General features: G+C 49.6%; 14 protein-coding genes. 6 read left to right on the top strand and 8 right to left on the bottom strand.

From position 1 onward, the window contains the following. Positions 1 to 173: 173 nt before the first annotated feature. Together HUF18_RS18800 and HUF18_RS18795 are read left to right on the top strand one after the other, a co-directional pair. A complete protein-coding gene (locus HUF18_RS18800; protein WP_225693422.1) occupies positions 174 to 737 on the top strand; it encodes an EndoU domain-containing protein in 564 nt (187 codons plus the stop codon). Next, entirely contained in the window at positions 734 to 1,045 is a 312-nt protein-coding gene (locus HUF18_RS18795; protein ID WP_225693420.1) for a hypothetical protein, read from the top strand. Before HUF18_RS18800 ends, HUF18_RS18795 begins: the two co-directional genes overlap by 4 nt. A gap of 11 nt (positions 1,046 to 1,056) precedes the next feature. Here HUF18_RS18795 and HUF18_RS18790 read toward each other — a convergent pair whose 3' ends face one another. The 3 genes from HUF18_RS18790 to HUF18_RS18780 form a co-directional block, all read right to left on the bottom strand. Further along, complete coding sequence (locus HUF18_RS18790) at positions 1,057 to 2,067, bottom strand: hypothetical protein (protein WP_225693418.1); 1,011 nt, start codon at positions 2,065 to 2,067, stop codon at positions 1,057 to 1,059. A gap of 124 nt (positions 2,068 to 2,191) precedes the next feature. After that, a complete protein-coding gene (locus HUF18_RS18785) occupies positions 2,192 to 2,668 on the bottom strand; it encodes a hypothetical protein (RefSeq protein WP_225693416.1) in 477 nt (158 codons plus the stop codon). Between the two features lie 131 nt (positions 2,669 to 2,799). Further along, positions 2,800 to 3,783 (bottom strand): hypothetical protein, encoded by a 984-nt coding sequence (locus HUF18_RS18780; protein WP_225693414.1) that lies wholly within the window; start codon positions 3,781 to 3,783, stop codon positions 2,800 to 2,802. Positions 3,784 to 4,053: 270 nt separating this feature from the next. On the opposite strand from HUF18_RS18780, the gene HUF18_RS18775 reads away from it, so the two are divergent. From HUF18_RS18775 to HUF18_RS18765, 3 genes are all read left to right on the top strand, one after another. After that, complete coding sequence (locus HUF18_RS18775) at positions 4,054 to 4,866, top strand: hypothetical protein (RefSeq protein ID WP_225693412.1); 813 nt, start codon at positions 4,054 to 4,056, stop codon at positions 4,864 to 4,866. 410 nt (positions 4,867 to 5,276) lie between these two features. Continuing rightward, on the top strand, positions 5,277 to 6,452 hold the full coding sequence (locus HUF18_RS18770; RefSeq protein ID WP_225693410.1) for a PilT/PilU family type 4a pilus ATPase: 1,176 nt from the start codon (positions 5,277 to 5,279) through the stop codon (positions 6,450 to 6,452). Positions 6,453 to 6,608: 156 nt separating this feature from the next. Then, positions 6,609 to 7,004, top strand: a complete 396-nt coding sequence (locus HUF18_RS18765) for a glutaredoxin family protein (RefSeq protein ID WP_225693408.1) — start codon at positions 6,609 to 6,611, stop codon at positions 7,002 to 7,004. A 201-nt stretch (positions 7,005 to 7,205) separates the two neighbouring features. Here the strand turns inward: HUF18_RS18765 and HUF18_RS18760 are convergent, their stop codons facing one another. Then, the gene (locus tag HUF18_RS18760) at positions 7,206 to 7,751 is read right to left on the bottom strand and encodes a carboxymuconolactone decarboxylase family protein (protein ID WP_225693406.1); all 546 of its coding nucleotides are present in this window, start codon (positions 7,749 to 7,751) and stop codon (positions 7,206 to 7,208) included. 125 nt (positions 7,752 to 7,876) lie between these two features. Between HUF18_RS18760 and HUF18_RS18755 the strand changes: the two genes are divergently transcribed. Beyond that, positions 7,877 to 8,788 carry a LysR family transcriptional regulator gene (locus HUF18_RS18755; protein WP_225693404.1) on the top strand — a complete coding sequence of 304 codons (912 nt, stop codon included), beginning with the start codon at positions 7,877 to 7,879 and terminating at the stop codon, positions 8,786 to 8,788. A 223-nt stretch (positions 8,789 to 9,011) separates the two neighbouring features. Here the strand turns inward: HUF18_RS18755 and HUF18_RS18750 are convergent, their stop codons facing one another. From HUF18_RS18750 to purL, 4 genes are all read right to left on the bottom strand, one after another. Further along, positions 9,012 to 9,788: an SMI1/KNR4 family protein gene (locus tag HUF18_RS18750; protein WP_225693402.1), complete on the bottom strand. Its 777-nt coding sequence runs from the start codon at positions 9,786 to 9,788 to the stop codon at positions 9,012 to 9,014. 369 nt (positions 9,789 to 10,157) lie between these two features. Further along, positions 10,158 to 11,312, bottom strand: coding sequence for a hypothetical protein (locus tag HUF18_RS18745; protein WP_225693400.1), 1,155 nt, complete (start codon positions 11,310 to 11,312; stop codon positions 10,158 to 10,160). 47 nt (positions 11,313 to 11,359) lie between these two features. Continuing rightward, the gene (locus HUF18_RS18740; RefSeq protein WP_225693398.1) at positions 11,360 to 12,391 is read right to left on the bottom strand and encodes a nucleoid-associated protein; all 1,032 of its coding nucleotides are present in this window, start codon (positions 12,389 to 12,391) and stop codon (positions 11,360 to 11,362) included. Between the two features lie 126 nt (positions 12,392 to 12,517). Beyond that, positions 12,518 to 16,435, bottom strand: coding sequence for a phosphoribosylformylglycinamidine synthase (gene purL / locus HUF18_RS18735; RefSeq protein WP_225693396.1), 3,918 nt, complete (start codon positions 16,433 to 16,435; stop codon positions 12,518 to 12,520). Between the last annotated feature and the right edge of the window lie 262 nt (positions 16,436 to 16,697).

Genomic DNA, 16,697 nt, shown 5'->3' with positions numbered 1-16,697 from the left:
ACAGGATACCCCCCTCCTTTAACTGGCGGCGCAGTCAGTTAAGCAGGTTAATATCGGCCATTTTTCTTGTATCTCGCCAATATTCTGCTATAAAGCGCCCCTCTGGAGTCTGACGGACGCCCGACTCCTGCTCTGTGAGCAATGAAATAATCCCGAGTACAAAGGAAGGATCCATGAAAACACTCTTATTTATATCAGCCCTGATACTCCCGGCCTTGTCCCTTGCTGACGGCATAAACTGCAGTAATCTCAGCGAGTGGAGTACTCCAATAGAAGGCATGCAGGTTAACCAGCATCATATTTTTTGTGGTGAACCAGCAAAAAGCGGTAATGCCAAAGGCTTTCATTCCATGCCGCAAAACCAGCCGCCCAGTGACTACCTCAGCTCACAAAAAGGGGATTCCCCGAATGCCTCCGGCATCTACACCCTTAAAAAAATTGCCCTGAGTTTTAATAAAAGTACTTACATTAAATCTTTCAGCTCCATGTTCCCGGATCACTGCACCCAGGCTCAGGTCAATGCTTCTATCGTATTTGCACAGCAAAACGCCCGCGGCAACTGCGCCAACCCTAGCTGGGCAAAATGCGGCCCGAACGCACCGGATAACGATAGCGAAAATAAATACTGCAAAGGATTTCCGGCTAAGCACTTTGAAATTGCCACTGCGGTTCTGCCGGACGACAGCAGCAAAATCAACACGGGCTTCCCGATCTACACGACAAATACTTATCCGTGAGTACAGAAAATTTTCGCTGGAGCAGCTATGACGCCAGCCCCGCGCATCAGGCATTACAGGGGTTTCTGGTTCTGGACGTACAGCATTCAGCCACACAGGCAGAAGAACTGATTACTGGTATCCAGTGCTATACCACAGGAAAAATTGAAGAATTTTCCGGCTGTGGTAACGGCTATGAATTCGAATGCAACGCAGAAGGCTTTCTGCTTGATTGCTTATATCCGGGTGACAACCTGACCCCGGTTACCCTGCCCTTTCCGCTGGTGCTGACAGCATTGGAGGAATGGGCAGCGTATTGCCGCCAATAGCTATTAACCCGCTAAAACAGATACTCCAGGCCAGCCATTGTCACTTTTGCAGGATTATGGCTGCCACTTCCATGAACAAAAGACGCGTACACAGACATCCGGTAGGTAAGATAGGTGCCGCCCTGTAAAGCAATCCCCTGATTAAGACCACGGGAATACTCAGTCTTAATGTAGGAATAACGATTGGGGTACCAGGTTGCATAATAACGCCAGAGCTCTTCATCAGAAGATCGCTTTACCGACACTCTGTTGACTAAAGCACCCGGGAAATCCGGATCACTACCTAGCGTTAATGGTACGAAATAATTCAGATCTGATATTTCTTCATTAAGATCAGAAAAAACCAGGCTCATACCCGCCGAAAAATACGTTCCATCCAACATGCGGTCGGTATACATCACTGCCAGTTCATCAGATGTTTTCCTGCTATCCACCTGTAAGTAATAATGATCACCTGCAATGGGAGACAATCCAGAAATATGTATGCTCTCGCCATATTTGTACTTCAGCATTGAATCCAGCTCAGTGCGACTGAAACGCACAAAGAACTCATCAATATATATTCCCAGAGACTTAGTATCTGCTGCCTGATCCGCCATCGCATCCTGACGGCCAGAAAAGTTTACCACCGCATCCACATCGGCATCCTGCGTCTCCAGTTTTGACCAGCTGAATACAAGGGGGATTTGCGCTGAGGCCAGTGTCAGTCCTTTACCAAGATGATGACTGCTGGCATTAATGACTGATTCCTGAGTGGCGGCGGTACGGCTCAGATACACCGAACTGCTGCGGTTAAAATACTCCTGCAGCTCCATAGGGTAGTCATTACGGGTATTCACTGGCGAAAAAAATAATTTCCCTCTCAGTTTGCGGCTATCGGTCTCCATACTGTCTGAGTCGGAAGAACGTATATCAAAACCAATAAGGGCACGGTATTCTGACAAGCCATCTGCAGTGGCAAAATGGGCGAATATAACGCTGCCCAGCAGGGCAATACGCAAAGCAGAACGGAAATCCTTCAATGTAGTGCGCTCCTTAGTCCTTCAAGTCGGCGCGCATTCTATAAGCAATCCATTGCAAAGAATACTATCAATGATTGCAGCACTGACCAGCCAAAGCCTCAGTGCCGTGCTGCAGTCATATAAATTACAGGTCCTTAAGAATATCCTGACGCTTTAACTGGTATTCCGTATCCGAAATCAGGCCTTTGGATTTCAGTGATTCCAGCACCAGTAAACGCTTCTCTACGGTGCTCCAGCCCTCAGAGTCTTTTACTACAGTTTCCGCAACAATTTCCGCAGCACTGACCGCTGCAGCACAACGGTAATAATCTGCCGACACTTTGGTGGTAACTACAGTCTTCATTCCGGTCAGTGAAGGTTTATTACGGCGTGAGCCTTCTGACCCACGAATCAGCAGGGCATCAGCACCGGCATCAGCCGCCTGCTTTTTATGCCAGGCCAGACATTCTTCGGCCGGATTCATACTGGTGGTTGAACACACCTGCTGGGATACCAACTCACAGGATGCTTCATCCCCCTCTGCCAGAACTCTGGTTTTATCTGCCGCATAACCACTTAAAGGCAGCAGCAGAGCCAGCATCATTACACCTGGTCTGATCATGTTTATTTCCACCGTTAGAGAATCACTGACAAAACTCTACCACAGATTGACAGGCAGATTGTTGGCTTCGTTAAGGTGTTTTTAACCGCGAAAAAATCAGGGCACCTTGTTTCCTGAAAGCTTATCGTCCGCTACAAAAAGCGGACAGACTCAAGGCGGTCAAACGACTCTCCCATGCTGTAGGTAAAGGGCCGCCCCAGCTTCTCTGCAGCCATTTTCCGGCATGTGTCTTTAAGAGCAAAAATCGACATATTATTCATTTTGCCAAGTTGATGTTTCACTTCTTTTATCGGCCCTACCTGAATTTCCAGCGTTTTAATTTCACCACGGTTTAACGGCGACTGATCACTATTGGTCAGTTCAGTGGAAATAAGGGCTTCTTTATCATCGAGTTTTGTCTGTAACAGCGGATAATCCACATGGATATCCGCCGGAATATCGTAGCTGGCAAAGCCACGATTCATCGGCTTAACCAAAGCAAATCCGGTAACCTGATCATCCTGCGACACAACCTTAATATCGCGAAAAGGCAGCAATGGTGACAGCGTCATACTGACGGTACATAATGCCTCACCGCTGCTTTCTCTGTTGCCCTGCAGCGCGGCCATATAGGTATCACTCAGGCTATATGCGATACCAATGATCACATCATCCAGTGTCAGCTCAGTATTATATTCTGCCTCAAGCGTGGCGACAGCCTCACGGTAGCTCTCGTTTTCTGTGTCCGCTATCTCACTGTCCGGCGCTTGCGGATGCAGGATAAAGCGTGCATTAAGGCTGTTGCTTCTGCCCGCGACTACGCTATCCAGTGCGGTTTTAATGGCTGTTTTCTGCTCTGTTGTAATACCACCAAACATCGGTGTGCTGAGCAATATGGTCTGACCACGGTAATCATCTTTATCGTGGTGTATTTTTACCAGATCCGGATCGGCGCCGGCTGCGGTGAGAATACTCTCAATCTCCTGGCGGTATACCGGTTTGATCCAGCTGCCGTTACTGTAATCGACCTTATCGGCCACCACCGGGCTGCCGAATTTAAGTTCAGCAAAATCGCTGTCACAGCCGGTTAAAAGGACAACCAGAGCAATTAATGCAATCTCAGCAAGCCTGAACATTTGCTATCCCGTATTGATAAGTTCACCCGGAGTTTAAAGGTTGCAACTGATAAAGGTAAAGATAAGATCAGGTAAACGCTGCACTCACCATGCAGTTTGCGATGGCCGTCGCACTTACTATCGGCACCTGCTGGCATAATCACGCAGGCCTGTTAATACCCATTAAGCCAACCTGACAGCAAACCCGATTTTCCGTAGTTTCCTGTATATCCAGATCCGGTTTAAACGGCGTTCGGACAATACGACTAACATCCAGACAAGAACACAACAATGAACAGCAAAGTCCCTAAGCCACAGAATCATCCGCAAGACCAGAAAGGCACCGATTTACGCATGCTCCCACCGGTCAGTTATATCACCGGCTTTTGCAACCGGGTGCTGGGCAGGATTTTTATGACCATGCTTAATGCTCCGTGGGCCAGCCTGATCATTCTGCTCAGCCTTTATCTCTGTGCGCTGATTATTGTCAATATTCCGGCACTGGATATTGCCCGCGAGAATATTTTCCTGGTCGTTATCTCACCGCTGGCGATACCGGTGTTTTTATCACTGGCGTATCTCGGCATCAGCCTTGTTCTGCTCGCTCTTTTTGCACGCAACCCCGGTACCCGTGTCAGCTGCGCCGTCATTCTGGAAGTTCTGCTTATTGCTCCCATGCTATTGATGGCAGTCAGCGACACACGCTTATTTTTGATGCTGGGCGATACGGTGTTATTTGTGCTGCTTGTTGGCAATATGGTCGCCGTTCCCTGGCTGGCTTTTCGTTATAGCAAAGCCGTATTGCACCATGCTTACCTGTGTTTGCCGCTGCTGGTGTTGCTAACCCTGTTTATCTGGTTTGAAAGTACCGCCGGGCTTTCATATGAAAAAATAAGCCATGAACATATCTCTGTGATCGACTGCGAATGGGTAAGAGCCAAAAGCAAAAGCGGCGCCCCCAGCGGCCCACCAATAAAAATATGTGATGTACTGGTGGCATACCGCGGTAGTGATCACCGCTTTTATGGTATGCCCGCGCCGAATGGAAATATTAACTATATGGAAGTGCGGCAGGCGCTGTTCAAACATTTCAGGCTGCAATAATGAATCTGCACTGCCGCATCGCCAGAAGCCAACAAATAAACAAACTGCAAACACACCCGGCCATCTGAAAAAGCAGGTCTGAGCACCTGCGCGGCTGCATGCAGCCACACACCAGAGCGCGCTACAGAGGTAGAATCCACTGTCAGATTTCTCTTACGACAAAACCAGGCAAGACGAGCAAACAGCACAGCCGTACATCCCCCTGCCTCCCTGCACTGGAATAATGGTCCTTTCTGTGAAGCCTTTGTCATTGTTACAACGTAATTCTGTGAGCAAGGCCGCAATAATAGCTGAATGACAGTTCAGCCAAGCTGCTAGTATTTTCCCATCAGCGGATAATTCCGGAAGATCCGTACCCGGGTAAAAATCCGTAAACAAAAGATACAAAGCGTTGCAAATAAGGAGTGCTCATGAGCATCGAAAACTGGCTTCACCTTCTGGCAAAACACGATGGCTCTGACCTCTACCTGAGCAAAGGTGCTCCACCTTGCGCGAAATTTCAGGGACAGTTAAAACCCATCAGCCGTGACGTGCTGGGGCCAGGCGACATTGAAAAAATTGCCTATTCCATTATGTCAGAGGCACAACGGCAGGAATTTGAAGAAGAAATGGAACTGAATATGGCTATGTCCAATTCATCCGGCCGCTTCCGTATTAACATATTCAAACAGCAGCACGAAGTGTCGATGGTGGCACGTAATATCAATACCGAAATTCCCGATATTGCCCAGCTGAATCTGCCACCGGTTCTGAAAGACGTCATTACTGCCAAGCGTGGTTTAATTCTGTTTGTTGGCGGTACCGGTTCTGGTAAATCCACTTCGCTGGCGGCACTGATTGATCACCGCAATGCCACCACTTACGGCCATATTATTACCATCGAAGATCCGATTGAATTTGTGCACAAGCACAAAAAGAGCGTGATTAACCAGCGCGAAGTGGGCACCGACACCAAGAGCTATGCCGCGGCATTAAAAAATACCCTGCGTCAGGCACCGGATGTCATTCTGATTGGTGAAATCCGCGACGCCGAAACCATGGAACACGCCCTTGCCTTTGCCGAAACCGGTCATCTGGCCATTTCCACTCTGCATGCTAACAATGCCAACCAGGCCTTTGAGCGTATTGTGAATATGTTTCCGGAAGAGCGTCGCAATCAGATTTTATTGGGCCTTGGCCAGAATGTACGCGCGATTATTTCCCAGCGTCTTATTCCCACTGTTGATGGTAAACGCGCTGCCGCTGTGGAAGTGCTGCTGGGTAATAAAACCGTAGAAGATCTGATTATTAAAGGCGATTTCCCATCCATCAAAGAGATTATGAACAAGTCCGAAAACCTCGGTATGCAAACCTTTGATGGCGCACTCTACCATCTGTATAAACAGGGCAAGATTACCCTTGAACAGGCACTGAAAAACGCCGACTCAGAAAACAACCTGCGCCTGCGTATTAAACTGGGAGACAACAAACCAGAATCCAAGCCAGCAGCAATAAAACAAACAGCCCCAAAAGCCGCTACTCCTGCATCATCCGGGCTGGAACTCAGCCTGATGGATGACAATAGTAAAGAAGAGGCTTATGCCTGATTAACGGCATACACCCAGACAATAAAAACGGGCCTTAAGGGCCGTTTTTATTGTTCGTTATTCAGACTGAAGAATCAGCCAGGCTCCCGCAAACATTGCAGCCAAAAAAAGAAAAATACGATATTCTCGACTCCCGCACATTTACAGGAGTTTACTATGCAAAGGATTCTGATTCTTCTGATCGCCGCTGGCGCTGCTTACTACGTGTTCAACCCTTCATCTTCCGCAACAACGCCATCAGCAGCGTCCGGCAGGGTGTATATCGAGCCCGGTGCCTACCGTAATGTTCAGGTTGAGCTGTATGCCACCGACTGGTGCCCTTACTGCAAGCAAGCGCGGGCCTTTATGGATAAAGAAGGCATCTCGTATATTGAGTACAACGTCGAGCAGGATGCGGCAGCACTGCAACGGCAAAAGGCTTTACTGGGTGAAAAATACAACCCGAGCAAAGCCAACGTTCCCTTTTTTGTTGCCAACGGTCACACCAAAAAAGGTTACAGCGAAGCACGTTTTATTAAATTTCTGCAAATCGCTGCCGCTGCGCCAAAATAAGCGCGCGGCAAGCTATGGCAGAAAAGGCCGCTAAAACTCTCTCGATTTAATCATCCAGGCTGGTTCAGTTGCCTGACTCTTATGGTTCGAAGCCAAGCGACGCAGCCGTTTGACTCATTTACAGGATCACTGAGGTGGGTGTCCTATTAGAGCCGGCTATTAGAGCCCCCGGAACAGGGCCAGCCCTGTTCCGGGAGTCCATCAGAACACATCAGCGGCGCGTACTACCGGAAAATCGATATCGGTTCTGGCTACCTCATTCAGATAATTGGTAAAGGTATTTTCGGCAACCAGCGCCACGATTTCGATAATCTGTGCATCGCTGAAACCAGCCGCCCAGACAGCCTCCAGATGAGACGGATTCACGTGCCCGCGCTCCCCGGCCACCAGTGCCGCAAAAGACACAGCAGCCGCGGCCTTGCTGTCATCTGACGTGCCCAGGCGATTACGGGAAATCTCTTCCTGACTCAGCTTCGCCAGATTCAGCCCCAGATAAGCGTGCGCCGACAGGCAGTAATCACAGCGGTTAACCTGAGCAACCGCCAGGGCAATACGTTCACGGGTTTTCACGTCCAGAGTGCCGGACAGTGCCGCGTTAAAACCGCTGTAAGCCTGCAGTGCTGCGGGGCTGACACCAATCAGACGGAACAGGTTAGGCACCGAACCCAGTTGCCGGTTAACAGCCTCCAGCACAGGGCGGGAATCGGCAGCGGAATTTTCCAGAGTGGGAATATCAATAAGGGACATAGCATTTTCCTCAGTTAAGTTCATCGGGCCCGTTGGGATACGGACCAGAACCAGTCTAAGGTCTTCCAATACCGACAATAACCAGACAATATTGACCAACACCCTCTCAGAAACTGGAAGAGTATATGGATCGCCTGGAAGCCATGGCCCTGTTTATCAAAGTGGCCGAATGCGGCAGCTTTTCGGCTGCCAGCCGTGCACTTAAGGTACCGCTGGCCACAGTCAGCCGTAAGGTATCCGATCTTGAGAATCACCTGGGTACGCGTCTGCTGGTACGTACCACCCGTAAGCTGACGCTGACCGACAGCGGGCAGACGTATCTGGATTCCGCCTGTCGGATTCTGGAACAGGTCGACAGTGCCGAGCGCCTGGCAGCCGGTGAAAATGCTGAACCACGTGGTGAACTGGTGATTGCTGCACCGGTGATGTTTGGCAGCCGCCATATCACCCCTCTGGTGTCTGCATTTCTGCAGCAACATCCGGCCATCACCGTCCGCCTGCTGCTGTCTGACCGCAACATTGATCTGGTGGATGAACATGCCGATCTCGCTATCCGCATCGGCAAACTGCCGGACAGCTCCATGATTGCTACTCAGGTCGGGGTTATGCGCACGGTCATCTGCGCCAGTCCGGCATTACTGCAACAGACCGGTATTCCGCAGACAGCAGAAGCATTGGAAAAGCTGCCGGCAATACTGGTCGAATCCCCGTTTCAGTCTCCTTCCTGGCCGGTATTTATCGCTGGCGATGGCAGTTACCGCGAAATCCAACCATCCCCAAGACTCAGGGTCAGCACAACCGAGGCGGCACTGGCGGCGGCCTGTCTGGGGACCGGTGTCGTACGTCTGCTGCATTATCAGGTGGCCGATGCTGTCGCCGCCGGCCAGCTGAACATCCTGCTGGCCGGCGCTGAACCTGAACCTGTGCCGGTCAGTATCCTTTACACCTCGCGCCGCCACTTACCGGTTAAAGTCCGCTATTTCCTGGATTATGCCGTCCCCCAGCTACGCCAGTTACTGCAGTTTAAGCGCCGCTGAATGCGCAGCACTTCCCGTCGGCGCTAAGCAGAACAGGCATGCTGTAACAGAATTATTCCAAAGGTAAACGCAGCAGCGGCAGCGATGCAGAACATCACAAAATGTTAAGCCGCTGATCAGGCAGGAGCATTATCAGAGACTCCGGGAGTGGGTGTCCTATTAGTCCCCCGGAATCAAGGCATAGCTAGCCTATGACACCGGCGGGGTCTCTATACATGTCATATTATGCCCGTAAATTTAACAGCGAAAAGTCGATATTAATTCGGGTCGAGCTACTCCAGCCTGGGTTAGCTGACTTCATCAGGTAAGTATTCTCCACCTTCCCGCCAAGAGCCTTGTATACAATTAAATCTCCACTGGGGTGCATTGCTACAGGAATTGCGTTTGAGCAATACTCTCGAAATTTATGTGCGTGATACATATCCAAGGCCATCTCTGCACTGAATAACATTATGATATCAGAGCTATTGATATTAGGTGCTGCAATCCCATTCTCCTGAAGCAGAATGTCTTTCAGCTCTTCTGGCATTGCAACACTAAAGAAAGACTCCCATTCAGTTATTGCTGATTGAGTTGCTGGCTTTTTCCTTTCTTCAAGTTTTTTCCAGGCATTCTTTCTTTCCTCTTCCTTTTTATACATTTTCTTAGCCAGACATGAGAAAAGATATGACATGCCGCAATGACGGCAATAAATTGTAAACTGCCCAATCTGAACCCAATCACTACCGCATGCACTGCATATAAAAGGATTTGCAATTTTGTAGCTTGCATATAAGGCGATGCAGAGTGATAGCGGCGGGATAGCAACCCAAATAATGTGATTATAGTGATCGCTCAGTATTTGACCAATAAACAAACCTGCCAAAAAGAGAGAAACAAGTATAACGATGGCTGCAATATGCTTAACCCACCATTTAAAGTAAGCCTTTCTCCGAAATCTTTTGTCAGTTTTATAAAGGGACTGTGCTTCGTCGGCTGTCAACGTCTTATGAAATTCCATCTTCTGATTCGCGATCCAGACTCTAAAAACTGCTGCTCATCTTATTGCCACAGACAAACAGCATCTATTCGGAAATCCACCTTATCACAGCCACCGCCGATGGCAAACGTACCGCTGACATAGAAGTGCCGTCAGGTAATAAAACAGTCGAAGGCCTGATTATCAGTCAGTCGTCACGGTCGCTGAAAAGCAGCAGGATGAGAGAAGAAAGCAGGGAAAATCAGAGTGGAAGTGCTATCAGTAAAAACCAGACACCCATTGCGATACTAAATTCTTATCATGGGTGTCCTACTAGTGATATACCGGCAATTTCAGGCTTTAAATCCAAGACTCTTAGAGTGGGTGTCCTATTAGTTCATCCCTATTAGTCTAATACCCAAGAAGCATAAACTTCCAAGGTAAACTCCAAATAAAGAACAGACTAACAACAATAAAAAGAACTGATAGAATTACATAAAACCCGACTATACATTTCTTTTGATAACCATATCGCTCATCAAGATCACGATAAAGACTAGATATACTCTCGTATTGATCGAAATATTGATTTTTCATCCGAAACATCTGACTGTCATACTCAGATTTAATAGAGTCCAAGGTATGCTTTTGACTTTCTAGCAAATAAACCATCATCACCCCATAAACAACTACAGAAATGAGAAGAAAGGTATTCGCCCAAAAAGTAGCACCGTCGACTATTTTAGAAATATTCACACCTGAAACAGCCAAAGCAACCGGCACACCTAACATCTTCATCTGAATATTGGAAAAGACCTCATTTAGCTTCGTAAAATATTCTCGTTTACTCTCTTCGTACTCGACTCTAACCTTATCAAAAGAAAACTCACTTACAAAAAGCTGATAGTTTTCATTAAAACGCTTGGAAAACTCTCCGAAATTTTTCATCAAATAGGAAAATCTCTCATCAGGAGTAACGTTTATCAACAAACCACACAAAGCCTCCTTCAGAATGCTTTCCTTTTGCTCCTTATGGGAGCCATCAGATAGCATAGAATCTATAATTGAAACACCATCCAAACCAAATTCAATATCGCTACCACCAACAACCACTGGCAATTCAAGTTTATATCGATTTAAGAAAACGACCTTTCCAATCACCCCAACTCCCACATACTCGGAATAGTCAGAGGAAGAAACAAGCAAGGAGATAAACGATACCATTTTGATATAATTATCAACCTTTTTAGACAGTGGAGAAGATGGGTAAAACGAATCATCTTCCAAAACATAAAAGTTATCGGGAATTCGGTTCAAGTTTGGCTTATATGAAATAAATTCACTCCAACTGGAGTACAAATTAACAGACAAACGCTCAAGACATTCCTTTTTCAGAACTAAACGTACATTTTCCCCTAAAGATTTCCACTGTGATACTTCATAATAGACACCACATTCAACCCAATAGACCTCATCTAGACCTAAGGCAATTAAATTCTTAGCATCTTCGACCATTGAATCTGTAGTAACGGAATCAGAGAAGAATTCATCATCTCCTTCACACAAATGATACTTTCGGTGAAATTCCCTTAGGCAATGTAGAATATTTAGCATCATTTAGCCTTCAAAGTTTCTTCCAACTGCCGCTTCAGCTCAGCAGGAACATCTTTAATAAGAAGCTCTCCTTTCCCATTATAAAAAACGCTAACATTTAGCAAGTCCGTATCGAAACTAATTGATATTTTTTTATCGCTTCCCTTGAAACGGGTCAGCCCTCTTAGCGCAGACCTTTCAATTGGCAACTCGTTTGTCAATTGAAATGGTTCATTCTGAGCAATTACCAGAAAAACACCTTTTTCTTTCGGTGAATAACGCGAATCCAACATGGAAGATAACTTATCAAGCTCGACCGGGACCTCATCCTCCATCCATTTAATACATTGATCAAATACAAATGACCGAACGTTTTCGGACGTTACATCATCAAACCCTAACTCGGAACAAAACATTTTTGTAACTGCAACTAAGTTTTGAGTGTCGACTCGAGCCCTTGTATATTCTTCGCAGCCAATAAATTCAGAGAAATAATCTGTAACATCAGAAGCTGACTTACCAATTCTAAAAGATATATACTTACTTGCCCCGCCAGCCAGCCAAACCGATAGATTTATCCTTGCAGCCATATGCAATTTATCTAAATCCAGCTGCTCAATCTCATCCAAGGTTAAATCATCAGATAACGATAGTCCGAATTTCTTTCTTAATAGAACAACCGACAAGAAATAATCACCGCCATGACTATAATGATTAAACAGTAAGTAACCACCTTTCGTAGAACTCGAAGCGTCCCACTTTCGAGCAAAATATTTAGTTGCTGCCGTAGAAAAAGTAAGGAAATCTTTAAATTCTCCCCCTAAATAGAATCTAGTGAGGAGTGTCTGAAAGTGTGGAGGTTCATTTTCATCTTCGGTACTTGAAAATCCACCTGTGTTGAGACCAGTTTTCTTGAACAAGGATGCCAATTGCGAACTAAGTTCTTCAGCATGAGCATCGATAGTATTTTCACTTTTTCGATCCCTGACAACAGCCTTATTCGTTTTCTCGTCCTTATAAACCTCATGGACAATAATATTTTTAATTCCCATACATCCCTCTCTATATAGCATCCAATATCTGACATTTATATCATCAAAATAAACCGTAGGTAATCAGTCAAAACAAAAAAGGCCGCATAAGCGGCCTTTTCAGTCAAACACAGCGTTCAGCGAACCTCAGTTCTCTTCACACCAAACTCTGGCATTGCGGAACATCCGCATCCACGCGCCATCCTCATCCCAGCTCTCCCCTTCAGGACCAGCTGGCACGTAGGAGTTCTGAATCGCACGGAATACCCGCTCAGGGTGCGGCATCATAATGGTCACACGACCATCGTTGGCGGTCAGGCCGGTGATACCCTGTGGTGAACCGTTCGGGTTCGCCGGGTATTGTTCGGTAACGTTGCCGTAGTTGTCGACGTAACGCAGGGCGATCTGGCCAGCCAGTTCGTCAATGGCGCTGTCGTCGGCAAATTCGGCGCGGCCTTCGCCGTGGGCGATGGCAATCGGCATACGTGATCCGGCCATACCGGCGAGGAATACCGAGTCGGATTCCTGCACTTCGACCATGGCAACACGGGCTTCAAACTGCTCGCTCATGTTACGCACAAAGTGCGGCCAGTGTTCGGCACCCGGAATCAGTTCATGCAGGTTGGACAGCATCTGACAACCGTTACACACGCCGAGGGCGAAGGTGTCTTCACGTTTGAAGAAGGCTTCAAACTGGCTGCGCGCCTGGTCGTTAAACAGGATGGACTTGGCCCAGCCTTCACCGGCGCCCAGTACGTCACCGTAGGAGAAGCCACCACAGGCGACTAAACCGCGGAAGCCTTCCAGGGTTACGCTGCCCGACAGAATGTCGCTCATGTGCACGTCAACCGAGGTGAAACCGGCGCGGTCAAAGGCGGCGGCCATTTCGATCTGACCGTTCACACCCTGCTCACGCAGAATCGCGACTTTCGGGCTGTTTTCAGAACCGGAAGCCGGTAAATCGGCAGTGATATCGTCGTTAATATCGAAGGTCAGCTCAGCGTGCAGGCCCGGGTTTTCAGCGTCCAGCAGGGTGTCGAATTCCTGCTTGGCGCAGTCGGCGTTGTCACGCAGCGCCTGCATTTCGTAGCTGGTCTGGCTCCACAGGCGCTGCCAGTTCACACGGCTTTCGCTGAGGAATTCTTCGTCCTGGAAGCTGAAGGTAATCTGGTCGTCGAAGTTCGGCTTACCGATCACGGCGGTGCAATCGCCCAGACCGGCGGCTTCAAACTGGGTCAGCACTTCTTCCAGATCGTCGCGGCGAACCTGCAGCACCGCACCCAGTTCTTCGGCGAACAGTGCAGCGGCCAGACCGGCTTCGTCATCGGCCAGCAGATCCATGGAGATATCCACACCGCAATGCGCAGCAAAGGCCATTTCGGTCAGGGTGGCGAACAGACCACCGTCGGCACGGTCGTGGTAGGCCAGCAGTTTATTGTCGCTGTTTAAGCCCTGCACCACGGCGAAGAAGGCTTTCAGATCTTCGGCGTCGTCGAGGTCGGCCGGTACATCAGCCACTTTGCCGAATACCTGAGCAAAACAGGAAGCACCAATACGGTTCTGGCCACGGCCAAGGTCAACCAGAATCAGGTCTGTTTCACCACTATCCAGTTTCAGCTGCGGTGTCAGTACACCACGGGCATCGGTTACCGGAGCAAAGCCGGTAATAATCAGCGACATCGGCGAGGTAACGGCTTTATCGGTGCCATTCCCGTTTTCATCAACATCGTTCCAGCGGGTTTTCATCGACATTGAGTCTTTACCCACCGGAATGGTCACCTGCAGCTCAGGGCAGAGTTCCATACCCACGGCTTTTACCGTGGCGTAGAGTTTTTCGTCTTCACCGTCGTGGCCTGCCGCACACATCCAGTTAGCCGACAGTTTAATGTCAGCCAGTTTGGCAATCGGCGCCGCCGCCAGGTTGGTAATGGCTTCGGCCACCGCCAGACGACCGGAAGCCGGAGCATCCAGCAAGGCGACCGGCGTACGCTCACCCATCGCCATGGCTTCGCCGGCATAGGTGTCATAAGAAGAGGTGGTTACAGCAACGTCAGCCACCGGCACCTGCCATGGGCCAACAAACTGATCACGCGCCACGGTACCGGTAATAGAACGGTCGCCGATGGTGATCAGGAAAGATTTGCTCGCCACGGTTGGCAGCTTGAGTACGCGTGCGGCGGCATCGGCCAGATCGACACCGGCACCATTAAAGGCATCGCCGGCGGCGTTGCGGCGGCTGGCTTCACGGTGCATACGCGGTGGCTTGCCGAGCAGAACCTGCAACGGCAGATCAACCGGCTTATTGTCGAAGTGGCTGTCGGTGACGGTTAAATGCGGCTCTTCGGTGGCGTAACCCACTACCGCATAAGGTGCGCGCTCGCGGGCACAGATGGCATCAAAGGCCGCCATATCTTCCTGCGCCACCGCCAGTACATAACGCTCCTGGGATTCGTTTGACCAGATCGCCAGCGGGCTCATGCCCGGCTCGTCGTTCGGTACGTTGCGCAGTTCAAACTTACCGCCACGGCCACCGTCGTTCACCAGCTCCGGGAAGGCGTTGGAAATACCGCCCGCGCCGACGTCGTGAATAAAGGCAATCGGGTTTTTATCGCCCAGCTGCCAGCAGCGGTCGATCACTTCCTGACAGCGGCGTTCCATTTCCGGGTTTTCACGCTGTACAGAAGCAAAGTCGAGGTCGGCATTCGACTGGCCAGAGGCCATAGAAGATGCCGCACCACCACCCAGACCAATCTGCATGGCCGGGCCACCCAGAACGATCAGGCTGGCGCCTACCGGGATTTCGCCCTTCTGTACGTGTTCGCCACGGATGTTGCCATAACCACCGGCAATCATGATTGGCTTGTGGTAACCGCGGACTTCACCATCGTGCTGCAGTTCGAAAGTACGGAAGTAACCGCACAGGTTCGGACGGCCGAATTCGTTATTAAAGGCAGCGCCGCCCAGCGGGCCGTCGATCATGATATCGAGGGCCGACACAATGCGGTCTGGCTTGCCGTACTGGCTTTCCCATGGCTGTTCGAAGCCCGGAATTTTCAGGTCGGATACGGTAAAACCGGTTAAGCCGGCTTTTGGCTTGGAACCACGGCCGGTTGCGCCTTCGTCACGGATCTCACCACCGGAACCGGTCGCCGCACCGGAGTGTGGAGCAATCGCGGTTGGGTGGTTGTGGGTTTCGACCTTCATCAGGATGTGCATATCTTCCTGATGGTAGGTGTAGGCACGGCTGTCAGGATTCGGGAAGAAACGACCGGCTTTATGGCCAACAATCACCGAGGCGTTGTCTTTATAAGCCGACAGAATATTTTCGTTGTAACACTCGTAGGTGTTTTTGATCATCTGGAACAGGGACTTGTCCTGATCCTCGCCATCCAGGGTCCAGGTGGCGTTAAAGATTTTGTGGCGGCAATGCTCGGAGTTCGCCTGGGCGAACATCATCAGCTCTACGTCGGTCGGGTTACGGCCCAGAATGTTGTAGTTCTCAACCAGATAATCCACTTCGTCGTCAGCCAGTGCCAGACCCAGATTCTTATCGGCTTCGATCAGCGCATCACGACCACCGCCCAGAATATCGACGGTGCTCAGCGGCGCAGGTTCTGCGTGGGAGAACAGGTCAGCCGCAGCCGAGCTGTTATCCAGCACCACTTCGACCATGCGGTCATGCAGCACGGCCGCAGCCGCTGCACGCTCAGCGGCACTGATGCCCTCTACATAGTAAGCAATACCACGCTCCAGACGCTGTACCTTGTTCAGGCCGCAGTTATGCGCGATGTCGGTGGCCTTGGAAGACCACGGCGAGATGGTGCCGAAACGCGGCACCACCAGAAAGAGTTCGCCCTTACCTTCTTTAACCTCGGCTTTAGGGCCGTAGCGCAGGATACGTTGCAGTACCGCCAGCTCGTTATCGGCCAGAGCTTCGTGCAGCTCGGCAAAGTGCATAAATTCGGCATACACGCCGCTGACCTGTGGCAGCACTTGCTGCAGTTTGTTCAGGACTTTGTTCTGACGGAATTCGGAAAGCGCCGGTGCGCCACGCAGCTCGAGCATCGGGGGAAAACTCCAACGTAAGGAGGTGGGTCAAAATGAGCGCGAATGATACCGGAGAGTGCCTGTTCACACCAGATTTGTGCGGCCGACAGGCCAGAGTGGCACGCCGGGCAAAGGCACCACGCGGCTGCCGGGCAAACGGGTTGCTGTAAACATATCAGCGGCCACGAAAAAGCGCTTATCGTTGCAAAATCAGCAACAGTGCGTTGCTGACCAGCCCGGATTCCTGAGGCCTACAGAAAAAACAGAAGCGTTTCAACAG

This window comes from Thalassolituus sp. ST750PaO-4 (genome assembly GCF_020320405.1).
GTDB lineage: Bacteria > Pseudomonadota > Gammaproteobacteria > Pseudomonadales > Oceanobacteraceae > Venatoribacter > Venatoribacter alkanivorans.
The sequence above is the reverse complement of the archived record's forward strand: the minus strand, read 5'-3'. Positions and strand labels throughout refer to the sequence as shown.

Bases quoted from the DNA above. Each gene is read 5' to 3' on its own strand.
- HUF18_RS18800 (WP_225693422.1), top strand. From the start codon at position 174: ATGAAAACACTCTTATTTATATCAGCCCTGATACTCCCGGCCTTGTCC.
- HUF18_RS18785 (WP_225693416.1), bottom strand. From the start codon at position 2,668: ATGATCAGACCAGGTGTAATGATGCTGGCTCTGCTGCTGCCTTTAAGT.
- HUF18_RS18780 (WP_225693414.1), bottom strand. From the start codon at position 3,783: ATGTTCAGGCTTGCTGAGATTGCATTAATTGCTCTGGTTGTCCTTTTA.
- HUF18_RS18775 (WP_225693412.1), top strand. From the start codon at position 4,054: ATGAACAGCAAAGTCCCTAAGCCACAGAATCATCCGCAAGACCAGAAA.
- HUF18_RS18770 (WP_225693410.1), top strand. From the start codon at position 5,277: ATGAGCATCGAAAACTGGCTTCACCTTCTGGCAAAACACGATGGCTCT.
- HUF18_RS18765 (WP_225693408.1), top strand. From the start codon at position 6,609: ATGCAAAGGATTCTGATTCTTCTGATCGCCGCTGGCGCTGCTTACTAC.
- HUF18_RS18760 (WP_225693406.1), bottom strand. From the start codon at position 7,751: ATGTCCCTTATTGATATTCCCACTCTGGAAAATTCCGCTGCCGATTCC.
- HUF18_RS18755 (WP_225693404.1), top strand. From the start codon at position 7,877: ATGGATCGCCTGGAAGCCATGGCCCTGTTTATCAAAGTGGCCGAATGC.
- HUF18_RS18750 (WP_225693402.1), bottom strand. From the start codon at position 9,788: ATGGAATTTCATAAGACGTTGACAGCCGACGAAGCACAGTCCCTTTAT.
- HUF18_RS18740 (WP_225693398.1), bottom strand. From the start codon at position 12,391: ATGGGAATTAAAAATATTATTGTCCATGAGGTTTATAAGGACGAGAAA.
- purL (WP_225693396.1), bottom strand. From the start codon at position 16,435: ATGCTCGAGCTGCGTGGCGCACCGGCGCTTTCCGAATTCCGTCAGAAC.